The organism is Pseudomonas sp. SK2, assembly GCF_016772395.1.
GTDB lineage: Bacteria > Pseudomonadota > Gammaproteobacteria > Pseudomonadales > Pseudomonadaceae > Aquipseudomonas > Aquipseudomonas taiwanensis.
This window is the reverse complement of record NZ_CP061944.1, coordinates 5313771-5329120: the sequence shown is the minus strand read 5'-3', so window position 1 is coordinate 5329120 and position 15350 is coordinate 5313771. Positions and strand designations below refer to the sequence as shown.

The 15350-nt window shown below is 62.2% G+C and carries 16 protein-coding genes and 1 pseudogene; 7 read left to right on the top strand and 10 right to left on the bottom strand.

What is annotated here, in order from left to right:
• Positions 1-25: 25 nt before the first annotated feature.
• Both gmk and IF103_RS24180 read right to left on the bottom strand, forming a co-directional pair.
• Positions 26-646: a guanylate kinase gene (gmk, locus tag IF103_RS24185; protein WP_023383036.1), complete on the bottom strand. Its 621-nt coding sequence runs from the start codon at positions 644-646 to the stop codon at positions 26-28.
• A 13-nt stretch (positions 647-659) separates the two neighbouring features.
• Positions 660-1523, bottom strand: a complete 864-nt coding sequence (locus tag IF103_RS24180) for a YicC/YloC family endoribonuclease (RefSeq protein WP_023383035.1) — start codon at positions 1521-1523, stop codon at positions 660-662.
• Between the two features lie 227 nt (positions 1524-1750).
• Between IF103_RS24180 and rph the strand changes: the two genes are divergently transcribed.
• Positions 1751-2473 carry a ribonuclease PH gene (rph, locus tag IF103_RS24175; RefSeq protein ID WP_023383034.1) on the top strand — a complete coding sequence of 241 codons (723 nt, stop codon included), beginning with the start codon at positions 1751-1753 and terminating at the stop codon, positions 2471-2473.
• Between the two features lie 50 nt (positions 2474-2523).
• Here rph and crc read toward each other — a convergent pair whose 3' ends face one another.
• On the bottom strand, positions 2524-3303 hold the full coding sequence (crc, locus tag IF103_RS24170) for a catabolite repression control protein Crc (protein ID WP_023383033.1): 780 nt from the start codon (positions 3301-3303) through the stop codon (positions 2524-2526).
• A gap of 79 nt (positions 3304-3382) precedes the next feature.
• On the opposite strand from crc, the gene pyrE reads away from it, so the two are divergent.
• Positions 3383-4024: an orotate phosphoribosyltransferase gene (gene pyrE / locus IF103_RS24165; RefSeq protein WP_011536401.1), complete on the top strand. Its 642-nt coding sequence runs from the start codon at positions 3383-3385 to the stop codon at positions 4022-4024.
• A gap of 79 nt (positions 4025-4103) precedes the next feature.
• Here pyrE and argB read toward each other — a convergent pair whose 3' ends face one another.
• The 4 genes and pseudogenes from argB to coaBC form a co-directional block, all read right to left on the bottom strand.
• Positions 4104-5012 (bottom strand): acetylglutamate kinase, encoded by a 909-nt coding sequence (gene argB / locus IF103_RS24160; protein ID WP_023383032.1) that lies wholly within the window; start codon positions 5010-5012, stop codon positions 4104-4106.
• 30 nt (positions 5013-5042) lie between these two features.
• Positions 5043-6416 (bottom strand): annotated as a pseudogene (locus IF103_RS24155) (phosphomannomutase/phosphoglucomutase); the annotation flags it as partial.
• A gap of 135 nt (positions 6417-6551) precedes the next feature.
• The gene (gene dut, locus IF103_RS24150; RefSeq protein WP_023383030.1) at positions 6552-7007 is read right to left on the bottom strand and encodes a dUTP diphosphatase; all 456 of its coding nucleotides are present in this window, start codon (positions 7005-7007) and stop codon (positions 6552-6554) included.
• 5 nt (positions 7008-7012) lie between these two features.
• On the bottom strand, positions 7013-8224 hold the full coding sequence (coaBC, locus tag IF103_RS24145; RefSeq protein ID WP_023383029.1) for a bifunctional phosphopantothenoylcysteine decarboxylase/phosphopantothenate--cysteine ligase CoaBC: 1212 nt from the start codon (positions 8222-8224) through the stop codon (positions 7013-7015).
• Between the two features lie 126 nt (positions 8225-8350).
• On the opposite strand from coaBC, the gene radC reads away from it, so the two are divergent.
• On the top strand, positions 8351-9031 hold the full coding sequence (radC, locus tag IF103_RS24140) for a RadC family protein (protein WP_023383028.1): 681 nt from the start codon (positions 8351-8353) through the stop codon (positions 9029-9031).
• 292 nt (positions 9032-9323) lie between these two features.
• Here radC and IF103_RS24135 read toward each other — a convergent pair whose 3' ends face one another.
• A complete protein-coding gene (locus tag IF103_RS24135) occupies positions 9324-10913 on the bottom strand; it encodes an ABC transporter substrate-binding protein (RefSeq protein ID WP_023383027.1) in 1590 nt (529 codons plus the stop codon).
• A gap of 361 nt (positions 10914-11274) precedes the next feature.
• Here IF103_RS24135 and rpmB point away from each other — a divergent pair, with 361 nt between their 5' ends.
• Positions 11275-11511 carry a 50S ribosomal protein L28 gene (gene rpmB, locus IF103_RS24130; protein WP_003258972.1) on the top strand — a complete coding sequence of 79 codons (237 nt, stop codon included), beginning with the start codon at positions 11275-11277 and terminating at the stop codon, positions 11509-11511.
• A 10-nt stretch (positions 11512-11521) separates the two neighbouring features.
• Positions 11522-11677 (top strand): 50S ribosomal protein L33, encoded by a 156-nt coding sequence (rpmG, locus tag IF103_RS24125; RefSeq protein ID WP_003253507.1) that lies wholly within the window; start codon positions 11522-11524, stop codon positions 11675-11677.
• A 65-nt stretch (positions 11678-11742) separates the two neighbouring features.
• Here the strand turns inward: rpmG and IF103_RS24120 are convergent, their stop codons facing one another.
• Positions 11743-11946 (bottom strand): hypothetical protein, encoded by a 204-nt coding sequence (locus IF103_RS24120; protein ID WP_023383026.1) that lies wholly within the window; start codon positions 11944-11946, stop codon positions 11743-11745.
• 83 nt (positions 11947-12029) lie between these two features.
• A complete protein-coding gene (locus IF103_RS24115; protein WP_023383025.1) occupies positions 12030-12389 on the bottom strand; it encodes a cupin domain-containing protein in 360 nt (119 codons plus the stop codon).
• A gap of 196 nt (positions 12390-12585) precedes the next feature.
• Here IF103_RS24115 and IF103_RS24110 point away from each other — a divergent pair, with 196 nt between their 5' ends.
• Both IF103_RS24110 and IF103_RS24105 read left to right on the top strand, forming a co-directional pair.
• On the top strand, positions 12586-14079 hold the full coding sequence (locus IF103_RS24110; protein WP_023383024.1) for an aldehyde dehydrogenase: 1494 nt from the start codon (positions 12586-12588) through the stop codon (positions 14077-14079).
• Positions 14080-14203: 124 nt separating this feature from the next.
• Positions 14204-15343 carry an MFS transporter gene (locus tag IF103_RS24105; RefSeq protein WP_023383023.1) on the top strand — a complete coding sequence of 380 codons (1140 nt, stop codon included), beginning with the start codon at positions 14204-14206 and terminating at the stop codon, positions 15341-15343.
• Positions 15344-15350 lie beyond the last annotated feature (7 nt).

Below are 15350 nucleotides of genomic sequence, written 5' to 3'. Positions count from 1 at the left end.
GCCGCACAGCGGCCCCTGTGAACCTTCAGCCGACCAGCTGCTTCAACAACGCCCCATGCCGCTGCTGTTGTTTCTTCAGCAGCAGCCGGTTGGCGACGAACACCGCCTTCAACTCCTGCAGCGCGACATCGAAATCATCGTTGATGATCACATAGTCGTACTCGTCGTAGTGCACCATCTCGCTGACCGCTTCCTTCATGCGTCCGGCGATGATCTCTTCGCTGTCCTGTCCACGGCCATCCAGGCGCTCGCGCAGCGCCTGCTGGCTTGGCGGCAGAATGAAAATCGACAGTGCGTCCGGCATCAGCTTGCGCACTTGCTGCGCACCTTGCCAGTCGATCTCCAGGATCAGGTCGTAGCCCTGGTCGAGGGTCTGCTGCAGTGCGCTGCGCGAGGTGCCGTAGAAGTTGCCGAAGACTTCGGCATGTTCCAGGAAGTCGCCTTGCTCGATCAGCGCCTTGAACTCTTCGTGGATGACGAAGTGGTAGTTCACGCCGTGCGTTTCGCCTGGGCGCATGGCGCGCGTGGTGTGCGAGACCGAGACGCGGATCTGCTGGTCGTCATTGGTCAGGGCGGTGACCAGGCTGGTCTTGCCGGCGCCCGAAGGGGCCGAGACGATATAGAGGGTGCCGCTGCTGTGATTCATGGTAGGGGTGGCCTTACTCGATGTTCTGTACTTGTTCACGCATCTGTTCGATCAGCACCTTCAGGTTGACCGCCGCTTGCGTGCTGCGCGGGTCGAAGGCCTTGGAGCCCAGGGTGTTGGCCTCACGGTTGAGTTCCTGCATCAGGAAATCCAGGCGCCGTCCCGCTGCGCCACCGGACTTGAGTACCCGGCGCACTTCGTTGACGTGGGTGCTCAGGCGGTCCAGTTCTTCGGCGACGTCGCTCTTCTGGGCCAGCAGGACCATCTCCTGCTCCAGGCGCTGCGGGTCGAGCTCGGCCTGCAGGTCGCCGAAGCGATCAAGGATCTTCTGCCGTTGGGCTGCCAGCATTTGTGGCACCAGGGCGCGTAGGGTGGTGACCTCGCTGGCCATACTGTCCAGGCGCTCGTTGATCAGACGCGCCAGCTCCTGGCCTTCGCGCAGACGACCGGCCTTGAGCTCGGCCAGGGCTTCGTCGAACAGCGCCATGGCCTCGGCGTTCAGGGCCTGCGGGTCACTGGCGTCAGCCACCAGTACCCCCGGCCACGACAGCACTTCCAGCGGGTTGAGCGGGGCTGGCTGCTTGATCAGGCCGGCGACCTCTTCGGCTGCGGCAACCAGTTGCGAGGCGCGCTCACGGTCGACCTTGAGCGGCTTGCCGGCGTTGTCTTCATTGAGACGCAGGGTGCATTCCACCTTGCCCCGGGACACGCCCTGGCGCAGACCTTCGCGGACGGCGCCCTCAAGGTCGCGCAGCGCTTCGGGCAGGCGCAGATGGGGTTCCAGGTAACGGTGGTTGACCGAACGCAGCTCCCAGACCAGGGTGCCTTGGCTGCCGGCGCGCTCGACTCGAGCAAAAGCGGTCATGCTGTGCACCATGGGGAGTACCTCGCGTTGATGGAGTGAACGGAAAAGCCTTTCGGCTGCAAGGCGCAGGATTGTAGCGCAGTGGGACCTTGGCGCCCAATCCACCCATGTTACAGAGTGGCCGCTGGGCAGTGGGAAAAGTCGACAGGCTGCCAGGCGCACGACAATAGGCATGTCCTCGCAAGGCGTCGGGCCCTATAATGCAGGGCAGATTCAAAGTCCCGGTACAGGTATCCCAGATGAAACGTCCAAGTGGTCGCGCCGCCGATCAGCTTCGCTCGATCCGCCTCACCCGCAACTACACCAAGCACGCCGAGGGGTCGGTACTGGTCGAGTTCGGCGACACCAAGGTCGTCTGCACGGTCAGCGTCGAGAATGGTGTTCCCCGCTTCCTCAAAGGCCAGGGCCAAGGCTGGCTGACGGCAGAGTACGGCATGCTGCCGCGCTCCACCGGTGAGCGAAACCAGCGCGAGGCCAGCCGTGGCAAGCAGGGTGGTCGCACCCTGGAAATCCAGCGTTTGATCGGCCGTTCGCTACGCGCCGCCCTGGACATGAGCAAGCTGGGCGACATCACGCTGTACATCGACTGCGACGTGATCCAGGCCGACGGTGGTACGCGCACCGCTTCGATTACCGGTGCCATGGTCGCCCTGTGCGACGCCCTGGCGGTGATCAAGAAGCGTGGTGGCCTGAAGGCTGGCAACCCGCTCAAGCACATGATCGCCGCCGTGTCGGTGGGTATGTATCAGGGTGAGGCCGTGCTGGACCTGGACTACCTGGAAGACTCCGCTGCCGAGACCGACCTGAACGTGGTCATGACCAGTGCCGGCGGCTTCATCGAAGTGCAGGGCACTGCCGAGGGCGCGCCATTCCAGTCGGAAGACTTCAACGCCATGCTGGCGCTCGCGCAGAAGGGCATGAACGAAATCTTCGAGCTGCAGCAGGCTTCGTTGGCTGACTGATTCCAGTCGATCCAGACGAAAATGGGGCCGCAAAAGCGGCCCCATTTCGTTTAGATGGTCAGCGTCCAGTCGTAATCCACAATCAGCGGCGCATGCTGCGAGAAGCGCGGCTGGCGTGGCAGGCGGGCATTGCGCACGAAGCGGCGCAGGCCTGGAGTGAGGATCTGGTAGTCGAACCGGTAACCCAGGTTGAGCATCTCAGCCTGCTCGTTGTCCGGCCACCAGCTGTACTGGTCACCTTCACGACTGACCTCGCGCAGCGCATCCACGTAACCCATGTCGCCGGTGATGGCGTCCATCCAGGCACGCTCCGGCGCCAGGAAGCCTGGCGACTGCTGGCTATCACGCCAGTTCTTGATGTCGAGCTTCTGCTGCGCCACGTAGAACGAGCCGCAATAGATGTATTCACGACGCTTGCGCCGCTGCTTGTCCAGGTACTTGGCGAAGTCGTCCATCAACTTGAACTTCTGGTTCAAATCTTCGTCGCCGTTCATTCCCGAAGGTAGCAGCAGGGTAGCGATGCTTACCTTGTCGAAGTCGGCCTGCAGGTAACGCCCGTAGCGGTCGGCTGTCTCGAAGCCCAGGCCCGTGATGACTGCCTTGGGCTGCATCCGCGAATACAGTGCCACGCCACCTTGGGCAGGCACTTCCGCGTCGCAGGCATAAAGGAAATAGCCATCGAGCTGGAAAGCTGGGTCATCGAGTTCAAAGGCCGAGGCGCGGGTATCCTGAAGGCAGATGACGTCGGCATTCTGGGCTTGCAGCCAGCTGAGCAATCCTCGCTCGGCCGCAGCCTGAATGCCATTCACGTTCACACTGATGATCCGCATAAATGGCCCCAAAAATCTCGTGCGTGTATGATACCCGAGCTCAACTCATTTAGCTAAATCCGTGGTGCCCGGGACATTTATGCAGCCGTATCAGCGCGACTTCATTCGTTTTGCCATCGATCGCGGGGTTCTGCGTTTCGGTGAATTCACCCTGAAATCGGGGCGTACCAGCCCGTACTTCTTCAATGCAGGCCTGTTCAACACAGGCTCCGCCCTGGCGCAGCTGGGTCGTTGCTACGCGGCGGCCATCGTCGACAGCAAGATCCCGTTCGACGTACTGTTTGGCCCAGCCTACAAGGGTATTCCCCTCGCAGCGGCCACTGCCGTGGCCCTGGCCGAGCAGCATCAGCTCGATGTGCCATGGTGCTTCAACCGCAAGGAAGCCAAGGACCACGGCGAAGGCGGCAGCCTGGTTGGCGCGCCGCTGGCCGGCGACGTGCTGATCATCGACGATGTGATCACTGCCGGTACCGCCATTCGTGAAGTCATGCAGATCATCAATGCCCAGCAGGCCAAGGCCGCGGGCGTGCTGATCGCGCTGAACCGTGAAGAACGTGGCAATGGCGAGCTGTCGGCGATCCAGGAAGTGGAACGCGACTTCGGTATTCCGGTGGTCAGCATCGTTTCGCTGACCCAGGTGCTGGAGTTCCTGGCCGATGACCCGCAGCTCAAGCAGCATCTGCCGGCTGTCGAGGCGTATCGGGCGCAGTACGGGATCTGATCCTGGCCCGGTAATGAAAAAGGCGACCTTCGTGAGACGGTCGCCTTTTTTGTGTCGCCTGTTCCGGCCCTTTCGCCGGTTAGCCGTGACGCTTGCGGTTGGTGATCAGGGTGCCGACACCGCTGTCGGTGAAGATCTCAAGCAGCACCGCATTCGGCACGCGGCCGTCGATGATGTGCGAGCTGTTCACGCCACCCTGGACCGCTTCCAGGGCGCACTTGATCTTCGGCAGCATGCCGCCGTAGATGGTCCCGTCGGCGATCAGTTCGTTGACCTGCTCGGTGGTCAGGCCGGTCAGGACCTGGCCTTGCTTGTCCATCAGGCCGGCGATGTTGGTCAGCAGCATAAGCTTCTCGGCTTTGAGCGCCTCGGCCACTTTGCCAGCCACCAGGTCGGCGTTGATGTTGTACGACTCGCCATTGGCGCCCACGCCGATTGGCGCGATCACCGGGATGAAGTCGCCCTTGACCAGCATGTTCAGCAGGTCGGTGTTCACGCCCACGACTTCGCCGACGTGGCCGATGTCGATGATTTCCGGCGTGGTCATCTCCGGGGTCTGACGGGTGACGGTGAGCTTCTTGGCGCGGATCAGCTCCGCGTCCTTGCCGGTCAGGCCAATGGCACTACCGCCATGACGGTTGATCAGGTTGACGATGTCCTTGTTGACCTGGCCGCCCAGCACCATTTCCACGACGTCCATGGTTGCCGCGTCGGTAACGCGCATGCCGTCGATGAAGTGGCTTTCGATCGACAGGCGCTTTAGCAGGTCGCCAATCTGCGGGCCGCCGCCGTGAACCACCACCGGGTTGATGCCGACGGCCTTCATCAGCACGATGTCACGGGCAAAGCCGGTCTTGAGCTCTTCGCTCTCCATCGCGTTGCCGCCGTACTTGATCACCAGGGTCTTGCCGACAAAGCGGCGGATATAGGGCAGCGCTTCGGACAAAACCTCGGCTACATGGGAAGCGGCATCGCGATCGAGGGTCATGCAGGGCTCCAGTAAGGAACAGATAGTCGGTCAGAACGGCAGTTGCAGCTCAGGGGCAACCCGCAGCAACTGAGTGCGGAAAACATCCTTGATACGTTGCAACTCGGCGTCGCTTTCGGCCTCGAAGCGCAGCACCAGCACCGGCGTGGTGTTGGAGGCGCGAACCAGGCCCCAGCCGCGGGCATAGTCCACCCGGACACCGTCGATGGTGGTCAGGCTGGCTTCGCCCCAGTCGGCGTCGCGTTGCAGTGCATCAATGATGCTGAATTTACCCTCGTCGGTCACATCAATATTGATTTCCGGCGTGGAAATATCGTTCGGGAACGCTGCGAACAGGCTTTCGGCATCCTGGTCGGCCTTGCTGAGGATCTCCAGCAGGCGCGCGGCGCTGTAGATGCCGTCGTCGAAACCATACCAGCGTTCCTTGATGAAGATATGGCCGCTCATCTCGCCCGCGAGCAAGGAGCCGGTCTGCTTCATCTTCTTCTTGATCAACGAGTGACCGGTCTTCCACATTAGCGCGCGGCCACCGTGCTGTTCGATCAGCGGGGTCAGGCGGCGGGTGCATTTGACGTCGAAGATGATTTCGGCGCCAGGGTTGCGGGCCAGTACGTCCTGGGCGAACAGCATCAGCAGGCGGTCTGGGTAGACGATGCTGCCGGTGTTGGTCACTACGCCGACGCGGTCGCCGTCACCGTCGAAGGCCAGGCCGATGTCGGCACCGGTTTCCTTCACCTTGGCGATCAGGTCCTTGAGGTTCTCGGGTTTGCCTGGGTCCGGGTGGTGGTTGGGGAAGTTGCCATCCACCTCGCAGAACAGCGGGATGACTTCGCAGCCCAGCGCTTCGATCAGTCGCGGTGCGATGACGCCTGCGGCGCCGTTGCCGCAGTCCACCACCACCTTGAGTTTCTTGGCCAGCTTCACGTCACTGACGATCTGCTGGAAGTAGCGGTCCAGAATCTCGACCTTTTCCACACTGCCCTGGGCGCGCGGCACGTCGTTGGTCTGCAGGCGGGTCAACAGGGCCTGGATTTGCTCGTTGGCCAGGGTGTCGCCGGCGATGACGATCTTGAAACCGTTGTAGTCCGATGGGTTATGGCTACCCGTCAGCATCACGCCTGATTTGCCGGCCAGTACATTGGCGGCGTAGTACAGCGCGGGGGTCGGCACCAGACCGACATCGCTGACATGGCAACCAGCATCGGCCAGCCCCTTGATCAGTTGTTCGACCAGCATCGGGCCGGACAAACGGCCGTCGCGGCCGACCGAAACCTTTGGCTCGCCCTGGGCAATGCTTTGGGCACCGATGGCGCGGCCAATCCAATAAGCCGTTTCAGCATGCAGGGTTTTGCCGACCACGCCGCGAATGTCATAGGCGCGGAAGATGCTCTCGGGCAGTGCGGGTACCAGGTGGGCCATGTCATTCATCTCGGGAAGCTCCATTAGTCAAAGGCTTTCTGGGCAGGCACAAACTGAACGCTTGGACGGTGGAATTGCCAGAGAGTTCGCCATCCTTGGCCTGAACGGTTGTCGGTCGGCTCAGTGGCTGCCGGAGTGACCGAAGCCGCCCGCGCCACGCTGGGTCTCATCGAAGGCCTCGACGATGTCGAAGTGAGCCTGCACCACCGGCACCAGCACCAACTGCGCGATGCGCTCGCCGACGGCGATGGTGAAGGGGGTATTGCCACGGTTCCAGCACGACACCATCAGCTCACCCTGGTAGTCCGAGTCGATCAGCCCAACCAGGTTGCCGAGCACGATGCCGTGTTTATGACCCAGGCCCGAGCGCGGCAGGATCATGGCGGCCAGGCCTGGGTCGCCGATGTAGATCGACAGGCCAGTGGGAATCAGCAGGGTCTGGCCGGGTTCGAGGACAGTGTCCTCCTTGAGCAGTGCGCGCAGGTCCAGGCCGGCGGAGCCGGGGGTGGCGTACTGCGGCAGGGGGAATTCAGTGCCCAGGCGTGGGTCGAGAATCTTGGCTTGAAGAGCGTGCATGTAACTTATTGAACCTGGTTGAGCCGTTCGGCGATGAAGGCGACCAACTGGCGGGCAATCTTGCCCTTGCTGGTCTGCGCGAAGAGGGTCTGGTGCTGCTGGCGGTCGATCACGGTCAAGGCATTCTCTTCGCTGTTGAAGCCAATGCTGGGGTTGGCCACATCATTGGCGACGATCAGGTCGAGGTTCTTGTCCTTGAGCTTGCGCGTGGCGTAATCGAGCAAGTGCTCGGTCTCGGCGGCGAAGCCGACGCTGAACGGGCGGTCGTCACGGCCAGCAATGGTGGCGAGGATATCCGGATTGCGCACCATCTGCAGCAGCATGCCGTCGCCAGTCGTAGGATCTTTCTTGAGTTTCTGTGTGGCGACGACTTCCGGGCGGTAGTCCGCAACCGCTGCCGAAGCGATGAACAGGTCGCACGGCATGGCCGCTTCGCAGGCCGCAAGCATGTCCCGTGCGCTCACCACGTCGATACGGGTCACCCGGTCGGGTGTTGGCAGGTGGACAGGGCCGGTGACGAGGGTCACCCGAGCCCCGGCTTCTGCAGCCGCCTCGGCCAGGGCAAAGCCCATCTTCCCGGAGCTATGATTGGTGATGTAGCGCACCGGGTCGATGTTTTCCTGGGTCGGGCCGGCGGTAATCAGTACGTGCTTGCCGGTCAGGGCCTCGCGCTTGAAGCTCTCGGCGGCGCACCAGGCCAGGTCGGTGGGTTCGAGCATGCGGCCGAGGCCGACATCGCCACAGGCCTGGCTGCCGGAGGCCGGGCCGAACACCTGGATGCCGCGGCTCTTGAGCAGGTCGAGGTTGGCCTGGGTGGCAGGGTCGCGCCACATGGCCTGGTTCATTGCGGGGGCTACGGCCACGGTGGCGTCGGTCGCCAGCACCAGGGTAGTCAGCAGGTCATCGGCCATGCCCTGGGCCATGCGCGCCATGAGGTCGGCGGTGGCGGGGGCGATGAGCACGAGGTCGGCCCACTTGGCCAGTTCGATATGGCCCATGGCCGCTTCAGCGGCAGGGTCGAGCAAATCCATGTGCACGGGGTGCCCGGAGAGCGCTTGCAAGGTCAGCGGGGTGATGAACTCGGCACCACCACGGGTCATGACGACGCGCACCTGCGCGCCGTGCTCCAGGAGTCGGCGAATCAGTTCGGCACTCTTGTAGGCGGCGATGCCGCCTCCCACGCCGAGAACGATGCGCTTGCGATACAGCCGCTGCATAGGCTTGCCTTTTTCCAGTGAAAGCGGGCGGCGACGAAGACTGCCTGCGGCAGAACGTCGCATGTACGAGGCGAAATAGATTAACACAGGGCCGAAACGCGCCGCAGTAGGTTGCCAGGAGGGGGCATGAACATGAGGGAGTGGCCGACTGAAGAGCGGCCGAGGGAGAAGTTGCTGCAACGGGGAGTGGGTAGCTTATCGGATGCTGAGCTATTGGCGGTGTTCCTTGGCTCTGGTGTTCGCGGTCGGAATGTTGTGGAGCTGGCGCGAGGGCTGTTGGTGAAATTCGGAAGTCTGCGCCAGTTGCTTGAGGCCGATAGAGAGGCATTCATGGCTGAACTTGGGCTTGGGCCAGTGAAGTACAGTCAGTTGCAGGCGCTTCTGGAAATCGGGCGAAGGCATCTGGCTACGGCTATCGAGCGCGAGTCGGCCATGGAGAGCCCATCGGCGGTTCGGCGTTATCTGAAGGCCATGTTGCGCCATGAGGCCAGTGAAGTGTTCGGTTGCCTGTTCTTGGATACCAAGCATCGGCCACTGGCCTTCGAGATCTTGTTCAGGGGCACGATAGACCGGGCCAGCGTCTACCCGCGTGAAGTGGTCCGGCGGGCGTTGCTGCATAACGCCGCGGCCTTGATTCTGTGCCACAACCATCCTTCGGGTAACTGCGAACCGAGCCAGGACGATGTGCACCTGACGCTATCGCTGAAGCGGGGGTTGGCGTTGATCGATGTGCGGGTGCTGGACCACATCATCATCGGCGACGGGGAGCCGCTGTCGATGGTCGAGCATGGGTGGATCGTGGCTTAGGGGGGAAGTGCTTGTCTTGCTGGAGGGGGAGCCTGTGAGATCGAGCGCCGCCCGTGCGGCGCATCGCGAGCAAGGCTCGCTCCTACGATTGTTTTTGGCCAGTAACGCCAAGGGCAAATGCACGACCGCCTTGTTTGTACGACGTGGATTGGGCCAAGTCACCCAAGCGGTCGCGCGCAAATCCTACAGAAATAATTGGCCCGAAACAGGCGTAGGAGCGAGCCTTGCTCGCGATGCGCCGCACGGGCGGCGCTCGATTTCACAGGCTCTCCCCCTCAAGTCAGCCGCGGAATCAGCGGTTCACCGAAACCTTGCTGAAATCAAGTCGCCCGAACGGGCTGACCTGATACCCCTCGACGCCCTGGCGCAGCAGTGTCGTCGCCGTCGGGTGCGCCAGCGGTACCCACAGCGCCTGCTGCTGAATCAGCGTCTGCGCCTGCTGGTAAAGCCGGCTGCGCACGCTCTGGTCGTTGGTGGTGCGTCCAGCGCTGATCAACTGGTCCAGCCGGCTGTCGCAGAACCGTGCGAAGTTGGTCCCCGACTTCACCGCAGCACAGGCAAACTGAGGGCTCAGGAAGTTGTCCGGGTCGCCGTTATCACCGGCCCAGCCCATGAACAGCAGGTCATGTTCGCCCGCTTTGGCGCGGCGAATCAGCTCGCCCCATTCGATGACCTTGATCTCGGCCTTGATGCCCACCTTGGCGAGGTCTGCCTGGAGCATCTGCGCGCCCAGGCTGGGGTTGGGGTTGAGCAGGCTGCCCGACGGACGGGTCCAGATCGTCGTGGTGAAGCCATCCGGCAAGCCAGCCTTGGCAAGCAGGGCCTTGGCCTTGGTGGGGTCCAGTGCATAGCCCGGCAGATCCTTGGCATAGCTCCAGGTGTTCGGCGGGTAGGGGCCGTTGGCGGCGGTGGCGGTGTCTTCGAACACGGCTTTGAGGTAGGCCTGTTTATCGAACGCCAGGTTGATCGCCTGGCGTACCTCAGGCTTGTCCAGCGGTGGGTGCTCGCTGTTGATAGCCACGAATGCGGTCATGAAGGCCGGAGTGGTCGCCACCTTGAGGTTGCCGTCCTTGCCTGCTTCTGCGATGTCCAGCGGCTTGGGCGACAGGGCCACCTGGCATTCTCCGCGCTTGAGTTTCTGCAGGCGGACGTTGGCGTCAGGCGTGATGGCGAAGATCAGTGGGTCGACCGTGGGCTTGCCGTCGAAATAGTCGGGGTTCGCGCGGTAGCGAACCACGGAGTCTTTCTGGAAGCGCTGGAAGACGAACGGACCGGTGCCGATCGGCTGGCTGTTGAGTTTCTCGGGAGTTCCTGCCTTGAGCAGCTTGTCGGCGTACTCGGCGGAGTAGATCGAGGCGAAGCCCATGCTCAGGGTGGCCAGGAAGGTGGCATCCGGATGAGTGAGGGTGAAGCGCACGGTGCGTGGCTCGGGCGCCTCGATCGACTTGATCAGGTTGCCCAGTTGCAGCGACTGAGCGTGTGGATAACCACCCGGAGCGGTCTTGTGCCAAGCATGGGCGGGGTAGAGCATTCGCTGGAAGCTGAACAGCACATCGTCTGCATCCAGATCACGGCTGGGCTTGAAATAGGGCGTGGTGTGGAATTTCACACCGTTGCGCAGCGTGAAGTCATAGACCAGGCCATCGGCCGACACCGTCCAGCTTTGCGCAAGTCCCGGCACCACCTTGCCCTGGGTCGCATCGAATTCCACCAAGCGGTTCATCAGCATGTCAGCCGAGGCATTGGTGGTGGTCAGCGAGTTGTACTGGACCACGTCGAAGCCCTCGGGGCTGGCTTCGCTACATACGCTCAGCGGGGCCGCCTGGGCGAGTCCGGTTGCAAGCAGGGAGGTGAACATTAAGGAAAGGGCGGCGGCACGCATCAAAGCTCCTTGGCGAGTCAGTGGCCCATCTGCCAGTGCAGTCTGGAAATGTCCTACCCTAGTGCGCGCGTCGGGAAATGGCCACCCCCTTTTTATGCCAGTCTGCGACGAGCGGTCGACAGGCCGGCGCGCGAGTCGCTATGCTGCCCGCGCGCCATCGGCAGCAATCAGATGCTCATCTTCTGTTGTTGCGGCGTAGTCTTTCTGGTATAAAGCAGCGCTCTTTTCTAGGGGCTCGGCCTGTCGCATCAGCGGATCCGGTCGATAAGACCTCCAGAATCACGGCGCCTGGCGCCAAAGACTGAGAGATTAAGCGGCCAACCCATGCCGGGTTGGGCATGAGGTTTTAGAGGGCTGAGTCATGTCGAGAGTCTGTCAAGTTACTGGTAAGGGTCCAGTAACCGGGAACAACATTTCCCACGCAAACAACAAAACCCGTCGTCGTTTCCTGCCGAACCTGCAGCACCACCGTTTCTGGGTTGAGTCCGAGAAGCGTTTCGTGCGTCTGCGCGTTTCTGCCAAAGGCATGCGCGTCATTGACAAGCGTGGTATCGACGTAGTGCTGGCCGAGCTGCGTGCTCGCGGCGAAAAGTTCTAAGGAGAACGTCATGCGTGAATTGATCCGTCTGGTTTCGAGTGCTGGCACTGGCCACTTCTACACCACCGACAAGAACAAGCGCACCACTCCGGACAAAATCGAGATCAAGAAGTACGATCCCGTTGTTCGCAAGCACGTGGTGTACAAGGAAGCCAAGATCAAGTAATTGATCGGCGACCAAGAAAAACCCGCATCCGAAAGGACGCGGGTTTTTTTATGCCCGGATGCCGGTCATTGGAAGCGGAAGCCCTGAATCACGGCGTGTGCATCGGTCTTGATGTGAACACGGTTGATGTCGTACTCGCGAGTGGTGATTTCATTGGGGCCGACGACCCGAGGGCGGCCGGTGATCGCTGTGATGGCGTCCTTGATCGATGGCTCGTACGGGGTGCCGATCAGGTGAGCCAGGGCTTGCAGGACTTCTTCGTTGTTCATGATGTATTTCCTTTGGTAGGAGGACAGCCCGACATGGGCAGGGGCATCCTCCTCCAGAGGTGCAAGGCGCCTGCGCTACATAGTTACTTTTGCTCGAACATCACATAGATCTTGCGGCAGGGCTCCAGCACCTCCCAGGTACCTTTGAAGCCGGCCGGGATAACGAACCGATCACCGGTACGCAGGGTCTTGGCGTTGCCTTCCTGGTCGCGCAGTACCGAAACGCCTTGCACGATTTCACAGTATTCGTGCTCGGTGTAGTTCACGCTCCATTGCCCCACTTCACCTTCCCACACGCCCGCAGCGAACTGCCCGCAGGGGCTGGAGTAGTGGTTGTAGACGGTCTGGTCCGGCTCGCCTTTGATGATTTTTTCCGCAGCCGGGCGGTAGCGTTCGGCCTCGGTGAGGGCCTGGGCGAAGTCGATGATGCTGGCGATGCTCATGGTGCGGCTCCTGTTGTTGTTTAATAAAATGCACATCAGTAGGCTTTTAGGCCTTTCGTGTCAAATATATTGATAGTTTGCATCGGCTGGTTTAGGGTATCGCGTGCCAGTGTGCGCTTGTCGCCCGGCCAGATTTCTGACAACGCCAGTGAGTCCTCAGTGCGGCGTTGCACCTTAACAAGAGGAGGAGTTTCGTATGACCACCCTGACTCGTGCGGACTGGGAACAGCGTGCCCAGCAACTGAAGATCGAAGGACGCGCCTTCATCAACGGCGAATACACCGACGCCGCATCCGGTGAAACCTTCGACTGCCTGAGCCCGGTCGACGGACGCTTCCTGGCCAAGGTCGCCAGCTGTGACCTGGCTGACGCCAACCGTGCCGTGGATAACGCCCGCGCTACCTTCGACTCCGGCGTCTGGTCGCAACTGGCCCCGGCCAAGCGCAAGGCCAAACTGATTCGCTTCGCCGACTTGCTGCGAAAGAACGTCGAAGAGCTGGCACTGCTCGAAACCCTGGACATGGGTAAGCCAATCGGCGACTCCTCCACCATCGACATTCCGGGCGCGGCCAACGCCATCCACTGGACTGCCGAAGCCATCGACAAAGTGTACGACGAAGTCGCGCCGACGCCGCACGACCAACTCGGCCTGGTCACCCGCGAACCTGTTGGTGTGGTCGGTGCCATCGTGCCGTGGAACTTCCCGCTGCTGATGGCATGCTGGAAGCTCGGCCCGGCCTTGGCCACCGGTAACTCGGTCGTGCTCAAACCGTCCGAAAAGTCGCCACTGACCGCCATCCGTATCGCCCAGCTGGCCATTGAAGCTGGCATCCCGGCAGGTGTGCTGAACGTGCTGCCAGGCTACGGCCACACCGTGGGCAAGGCCCTGGCCCTGCACATGGACGTCGACACCCTGGTGTTCACCGGTTCGACCAAGATCGCCAAGCAGTTGATGGTCTATGCGGGCGAGTCGAACATGAAGCGTATCTGGCTGGAAGCCGGTGGCAAGAGCCCGAACATCGTCTTCGCCGACGCTCCGGACCTGAAAGCCGCCGCCGAGGCTGCTGCCAGCGCCATCGCCTTCAACCAGGGCGAGGTCTGCACCGCCGGTTCTCGCCTGCTGGTCGAGCGCTCGATCAAGGACAAGTTCCTGCCCATGGTGGTCGAAGCCCTCAAGGGCTGGAAGCCAGGCAACCCTCTGGACCCTGCCACGACTGTCGGCGCTCTGGTCGATACCCAGCAGATGAACACCGTGCTGTCGTACATCGACGCCGGCCACAAGGACGGCGCCAAACTGCTGGCCGGCGGCAAGCGCACCCTGGAAGAGACCGGCGGTACCTACGTCGAGCCGACCATCTTCGACGGCGTGACCAACGCCATGAAGATCGCCCAGGAAGAGATCTTCGGCCCAGTGCTGTCGGTGATCGCCTTCGACACCGCCGAGGAAGCCATCGCCATCGCCAACGACACCCCGTACGGCCTGGCTGCGGGCATCTGGACCTCGGACATCTCCAAGGCCCACAAGACCGCTCGTGCCGTGCGCGCGGGCAGTGTCTGGGTCAACCAGTACGACGGCGGCGACATGACCGCGCCGTTCGGTGGCTTCAAGCAGTCGGGCAACGGCCGTGACAAGTCGCTGCATGCGCTGGAGAAGTACACCGAGCTGAAGGCGACCTGGATCAAGTTGTAAGTCCAGGGGGCCGCTTAGCGGCCCAATCGCCAGCTTGTCGTGGCGACGAACCACAGCCGGGACGGTTCACACCGCCCCGGCTTTGTCGTCTTTGCAATTCATGAAGACTGCCTGGGAGGCTGCAATGCGTTGGGGAACCTATTTCGCCGTACTGGCATCGGTGCTCAGTGTCGGGCTGGCGCTCGGCGTGAGCATGCCGCTGGTGTCCCTGCGCCTGGAAGCCTGGGGCTACGGCAGCTTCGCCATCGGCGTCATGGCGGCGATGCCGGCGCTGGGTGTACTGGCAGGTGCCAGTGTGGCCAGCCGTCTGGCCGGGTGGGTCGGCGTGCCCTCGGCCATGCGCCTTTGCCTGTGGGGCGGGGCGCTGTCGATCGGCCTGCTTGCATTGCTGCCCAGCTACCCGTTGTGGTTGCTGCTGCGGCTGATGATCGGTATGTCGCTGACTGTGGTGTTCATCCTGGGCGAGAGCTGGATCAACCAACTGGTGGTCGAGCAATGGCGGGGACGGCTGGTGGCGCTGTACGGCAGCAGCTACGCGCTGAGCCAGCTGGCCGGGCCGTTGGTACTGGGCTTTCTCGGCTCGGATGATGACTTCGGCTTCTGGGCGGCGACTGGCCTGCTGCTAGCCGCGCCGCTGGTCCTGCTAGGCCGTGGCGGTGCGCCGAGCACCGAAGCCTGCAGCGTGACCTTCGGCGACCTGCTCGCGTTCTGCCGGCGTTTACCAGTGATTGCCTGGGCGATTGCCCTGTTCGCGTCCTTCGAGGCGATGATCCTCACCTTGCTGCCGGTGTATTGCCTGCAGCAAGGCTTCAGTACCGAAATCGCCTTGTTCATGGTCAGTACCGTGGTGGTGGGCGATGCTGTGCTGCAGTTGCCGATCGGTGCGCTCGCCGACCATATGTCGCGACGGGCTCTGTTCACGGGCTGTGCGGTAACCTTGCTGGTCTCAAGCCTGGCGATCCCATTGCTGTTGCACACACCTGTGATCTGGCCGTTATGGGTGCTGTTCGGGGCTAGCGCCGGGGGGCTGTTCACCTTGTCGCTGGTGCTGATTGGCGAGCGTTATCGCGACGATGAGCTGGTGCGGGCCAATGCCCATGTGGCGCAGCTCTGGGGTATCGGCTGCCTGCTCGGGCCATTGTTGGCCGGAGCAGGCAGCCAGTGGATCAGCGGGCACGCGTTGCTGTTGCTGATGGCGGCAGGGGCGGCTGTTCTGGTGCTGTTGACCCGGCGGCGCGGGGCGTTCGAGCCAGCCTCCGCCTGAGGCATGG

What these genes read in the sequence shown, in the direction of transcription:
- gmk (WP_023383036.1), bottom strand. Translation starts at nt 646, where the DNA reads ATGAATCACAGCAGCGGCACCCTCTATATCGTCTCGGCCCCTTCGGGC.
- rpmB (WP_003258972.1), top strand. Translation starts at nt 11,275, where the DNA reads ATGTCGAGAGTCTGTCAAGTTACTGGTAAGGGTCCAGTAACCGGGAAC.
- IF103_RS24105 (WP_023383023.1), top strand. Translation starts at nt 14,204, where the DNA reads ATGCGTTGGGGAACCTATTTCGCCGTACTGGCATCGGTGCTCAGTGTC.
- dut (WP_023383030.1), bottom strand. Translation starts at nt 7,007, where the DNA reads ATGCACGCTCTTCAAGCCAAGATTCTCGACCCACGCCTGGGCACTGAA.
- IF103_RS24110 (WP_023383024.1), top strand. Translation starts at nt 12,586, where the DNA reads ATGACCACCCTGACTCGTGCGGACTGGGAACAGCGTGCCCAGCAACTG.
- IF103_RS24120 (WP_023383026.1), bottom strand. Translation starts at nt 11,946, where the DNA reads ATGAACAACGAAGAAGTCCTGCAAGCCCTGGCTCACCTGATCGGCACC.
- pyrE (WP_011536401.1), top strand. Translation starts at nt 3,383, where the DNA reads ATGCAGCCGTATCAGCGCGACTTCATTCGTTTTGCCATCGATCGCGGG.
- radC (WP_023383028.1), top strand. Translation starts at nt 8,351, where the DNA reads ATGAACATGAGGGAGTGGCCGACTGAAGAGCGGCCGAGGGAGAAGTTG.
- IF103_RS24135 (WP_023383027.1), bottom strand. Translation starts at nt 10,913, where the DNA reads ATGCGTGCCGCCGCCCTTTCCTTAATGTTCACCTCCCTGCTTGCAACC.
- argB (WP_023383032.1), bottom strand. Translation starts at nt 5,012, where the DNA reads ATGACCCTCGATCGCGATGCCGCTTCCCATGTAGCCGAGGTTTTGTCC.
- coaBC (WP_023383029.1), bottom strand. Translation starts at nt 8,224, where the DNA reads ATGCAGCGGCTGTATCGCAAGCGCATCGTTCTCGGCGTGGGAGGCGGC.
- IF103_RS24115 (WP_023383025.1), bottom strand. Translation starts at nt 12,389, where the DNA reads ATGAGCATCGCCAGCATCATCGACTTCGCCCAGGCCCTCACCGAGGCC.
- rph (WP_023383034.1), top strand. Translation starts at nt 1,751, where the DNA reads ATGAAACGTCCAAGTGGTCGCGCCGCCGATCAGCTTCGCTCGATCCGC.
- crc (WP_023383033.1), bottom strand. Translation starts at nt 3,303, where the DNA reads ATGCGGATCATCAGTGTGAACGTGAATGGCATTCAGGCTGCGGCCGAG.
- IF103_RS24180 (WP_023383035.1), bottom strand. Translation starts at nt 1,523, where the DNA reads ATGGTGCACAGCATGACCGCTTTTGCTCGAGTCGAGCGCGCCGGCAGC.
- rpmG (WP_003253507.1), top strand. Translation starts at nt 11,522, where the DNA reads ATGCGTGAATTGATCCGTCTGGTTTCGAGTGCTGGCACTGGCCACTTC.